This window comes from Roseicyclus sp. (genome assembly GCF_052168335.1).
In the GTDB taxonomy this organism is placed as follows: Bacteria; Pseudomonadota; Alphaproteobacteria; order Rhodobacterales; family Rhodobacteraceae; genus Roseibacterium.
In genome coordinates this window covers 1-4,316 of record NZ_JBQLZP010000572.1, presented here as the reverse complement: position 1 = coordinate 4,316, position 4,316 = coordinate 1, and the positions used below count along the sequence as shown (strand labels likewise).

Below are 4,316 nucleotides of genomic sequence, written 5' to 3'. Positions count from 1 at the left end.
GATCTCGGCGATGATGGCGTGGTCCTTGGGACGGCGCGCCTCGAAGAGTTCCGCCACCCGCGGCAGACCGCCGGTGATGTCCTTCGTCTTGGCGCCCTCGCGCGGGATCCGCGCCACGACGTCGCCCGCCTCGATCTTCTGGCCGTCCTCGACCGAGAGGATCGCGTCGACCGACATCGGGTAGGTGACCGGGTTGCCCTGGTCGTTGCGCACCGGCTCGCCGTCGTCGCCGACGATGATGATCTCCGGCTTCAGCTCGTTGCCCTTGGGCGCGGTGCGCCAGTCGGACACGATCTTCTGCGTCATGCCGGTGGCGTCGTCGGTGTCCTCGCGGATCGACACGCCCGAGATCAGGTCGACGAACTTCGTCGTGCCGGCCTTCTCGGCGATGATCGGCAGGGTGTAGGGGTCCCACTCGAACAGGCGATCCCCGCGCGACACGGTCTGGCCGTCCTGCACCATGACCTTGGTGCCGTAGCCGAGCTTGAAGCTCGCCCGCTCGGTGCCCTGGTCGTCGGTGATGACCACCTGCATGTTCCGGCCCATGACGATCTGCTCGCCCGCGGCGTTCTTCAGGAGGTTCGGGTTGGCGAACTTGGCCACGCCCGAGACGTTCGCCTCCTGGAAGGACTGCTGGCCGCCCTGCGCGACGCCGCCGATGTGGAAGGTCCGCATCGTCAGCTGGGTGCCGGGCTCGCCGATGGACTGGGCCGCGATGATGCCGACGGCCTCGCCCACGTTCACCTTCGTGCCGCGCGCGAGGTCGCGCCCGTAGCAGGTGGCGCAGACGCCCTCCTCGGCCTCGCAGGTCAGCGGCGAGCGGATGGCGACGGTCTGCACACCGGCCGCCTCGATGGCGTCGGCGCGGCGTTCGTCGATCAGCTCGCCCCTGGCCACGATCACCTCGTCGGTGCCCGGAACCATGACGTCCTCGCCGCAGGTGCGCCCGAGGATGCGCTCGGCCAGCGAGGCCACGACCTCGCCGTCGTTGACGGCCGCGCGCGCGGTGATCGTGTTCTCGGTGCCGCAGTCGTTCAGGCGAACGATGCAGTCCTGCGCCACGTCCACCAGACGACGGGTCAGGTAGCCCGAGTTCGCCGTCTTGAGCGCGGTGTCCGACAGGCCCTTGCGGGCGCCGTGGGTGGAGTTGAAGTACTCCAGAACCGTCAGGCCTTCCTTGAAGTTCGAGATGATCGGCGTCTCGATGATCTCGCCCGACGGCTTGGCCATCAGGCCGCGCATCCCGCCGAGCTGCTTCATCTGCGTGACCGAGCCCCGGGCGCCCGAATGCGCCATCATGTAGACGGAGTTCGGCTCCAGCTCGGCGCCGGTCTCGTCGAACTTCTTCGACGAGATTGTGGACATCATCGCCTCGGTGACCTTGTCGTTGGCCTTCGACCAGGCATCGATGACCTTGTTGTACTTCTCACCCTGGGTGATCAGGCCATCCATGTACTGCTGTTCGAATTCCTTGACCTGGTCGCGCGTCTCCTCGACCAGCGTCCACTTCTGCTCGGGGATGACCATGTCGTCCTTGCCGAAGGAGATGCCGGCCTTGAAGGCCTCGCGGAAGCCCATCGTCATGATCTGGTCGCAGAAGATGACCGACTCCTTCTGGCCGCAGTAGCGGTAGACGGTGTCGATGACCTGCTGCACCTCCTTCTTGCGCAGAAGGCGGTTCACCAGCTCGAACGGAGCCTTGGCGTTGAGCGGCAGGAGTGCGCCGAGGAGCGCCCGGCCGGGCGTCGTCTCGAAGCGCTTGAGCACCTCGTTGCCTTCCTCGTCGATCTGCGCGATCCGCGCCTGGATCTTCGAGTGCAGGTGCACCTCGCCCGCGTCGAGGGCATGGCGCACCTCGTCCACGTCGGCGAAGATCATGCCCTCGCCCTTCATGCCCTCACGCTCGAGCGTCACGTAATAGAGGCCGAGGATCATGTCCTGCGACGGCACGATGATCGGCGCGCCGTTGGCGGGCGAAAGCACGTTGTTCGTCGACATCATCAGGACGCGCGCCTCGAGCTGGGCTTCCAGCGAGAGGGGGACGTGCACGGCCATCTGGTCGCCGTCGAAGTCGGCGTTGAAGGCCGAGCAGACCAGCGGGTGAAGCTGGATCGCCTTGCCCTCGATCAGGATCGGCTCGAAGGCCTGGATGCCCAGGCGGTGCAGCGTCGGCGCCCGGTTCAGGAGGACCGGGTGCTCGCGGATGACCTCGTCGAGGATGTCCCAGACCTCCGGGCGCTCCTTTTCCACCAGCTTCTTGGCCTGCTTCACGGTCGAGCTGAGGCCCTTGGCCTCGAGCCGCGAGTAGATGAACGGCTTGAACAGCTCGAGCGCCATCTTCTTGGGCAGGCCGCACTGGTGGAGCTTCAGTTCCGGGCCGGTCACGATGACCGAGCGGCCCGAGAAGTCCACGCGCTTGCCGAGCAGGTTCTGGCGGAACCGGCCCTGCTTGCCCTTGAGCATGTCCGACAGCGACTTGAGCGGCCGCTTGTTGGCGCCCGTGATCACCCGGCCGCGACGGCCGTTGTCGAAGAGCGCGTCGACGGATTCCTGCAGCATCCGCTTCTCGTTGCGGATGATGATGTCGGGCGCGCGCAGCTCGATCAGACGCTTGAGGCGGTTGTTCCGGTTGATGACCCGGCGATAGAGGTCGTTGAGGTCGGACGTCGCGAACCGTCCGCCGTCGAGCGGCACGAGCGGACGCAGTTCCGGCGGGATCACCGGGATCACCGTCATGACCATCCACTCGGGCCGGTTGCCCGACTCGAGGAAGCTCTCGACGATCTTCAGCCGCTTGATGATCTTCTTCGGCTTCAGCTCGCCCGTGGCCTCCTTGAGGTCCTCGCGGAGCTGCGCCGCCTCGCTCTCGAGGTCGATCGCCGCCAGCATCTCGCGGATCGCCTCGGCGCCGATGTTCGCCTGGAAGGCGTCTGCGCCATAGGCGTCCTGCGCGTCGAGGAATTCCTCCTCGGTCATGAGCTGACCATAGCTCAGGTCCGTCAGGCCCGGCTCGATCACGACGTAGTTCTCGAAGTAGAGGATGCGCTCGAGGTCACGCAGCGTCATGTCCAGCATCAGGCCGATGCGGGAGGGCAGCGACTTGAGGAACCAGATGTGCGCGACGGGCGCGGCCAGCTCGATATGGCCCATGCGCTCGCGGCGGACCTTCTGGAGCGTCACCTCGACGCCGCACTTCTCGCAGACGACGCCGCGATACTTCATGCGCTTGTACTTGCCGCACAGGCACTCGTAGTCCTTGGTCGGCCCGAAGATGCGCGCGCAGAACAGACCGTCACGCTCGGGCTTGAACGTGCGGTAGTTGATCGTCTCGGGCTTCTTGATCTCGCCGTAGGACCAGCTGAGAATCCGCTCCGGCGAGGCGAGCGAGACCTTGATCTCGTCGAAGGCCTTGGCCGGGGTCAGCGGGTTGAACGGGTTGTTCGTGAGTTCCTGGTTCATTGAGATACCTCGATTAGTGCAGAAGGGACGGGGCGCGGCGGGACGCATCCCGCCATGCCCGGTTGCCGGTGGGCGGGTTCACCCCGCCGGCCGGCTCACTCCTCGTCCTCCTCCGCATCCAGGAGTTCCATGTTGAGGCCCAGGCCGCGGACCTCCTTGACGAGCACGTTGAACGATTCCGGCACGCCGGCCTCGAAGTTGTCCTCGCCCTTGACGATCGACTCGTAGACCTTGGTCCGGCCCGCCACGTCGTCGGACTTCACCGTCAGCATCTCCTGCAGGGTGTAGGCCGCGCCGTAGGCTTCCAGCGCCCAGACCTCCATCTCGCCGAAGCGCTGGCCGCCGAACTGCGCCTTGCCGCCCAGCGGCTGCTGGGTGACGAGCGAGTAGGGACCCGTCGAGCGCGCGTGGATCTTGTCGTCCACCAGGTGGTGCAGCTTCAGCAGATACTTGACGCCGACCGTGACCTGACGCGCGAACTTCTCGCCCGTGCGGCCGTCGAAGAGGTCGGACTGACCGCTCTGGCTGAAGCCCGCCCGGACGAGCGCGTCGTTCACGTCGTGCTCCTTGGCCCCGTCGAAGACCGGGGTGGCGATCGGAACGCCCTTCGTGACGTTCGCCGCCGCCTCGATGACCTGGCCCTCGTCCATGCCGCCGAACGCGTCGGAATACGCCTCGTCGCCGTAGGCGATCTTCAGCGCGTCGCGCACCGGGGTCATGTCGCCCGAGCGGCGATACTCGTCCAGCGCCTCGTCGATCTTGATGCCGAGGCCGCGCGCGGCCCAGCCCATGTGCGTCTCGAGGATCTGGCCCACGTTCATCCGCGACGGCACGCCGAGCGGGTTGAGAACGAAGTC

General features: G+C 66.4%; 1 protein-coding gene and 1 pseudogene. Both read right to left on the bottom strand.

Annotation, left to right across the window (positions count from 1 at the left end):
- Positions 1–3,459, bottom strand: a 3,459-nt coding sequence (gene rpoC / locus ACTS11_RS17640) for a DNA-directed RNA polymerase subunit beta' (RefSeq protein ID WP_442641604.1), incomplete at its 3' end; no start/stop codon positions are given.
- A gap of 95 nt (positions 3,460–3,554) precedes the next feature.
- A pseudogene (locus tag ACTS11_RS17635) lies at positions 3,555–4,316 on the bottom strand (DNA-directed RNA polymerase subunit beta); the annotation flags it as partial.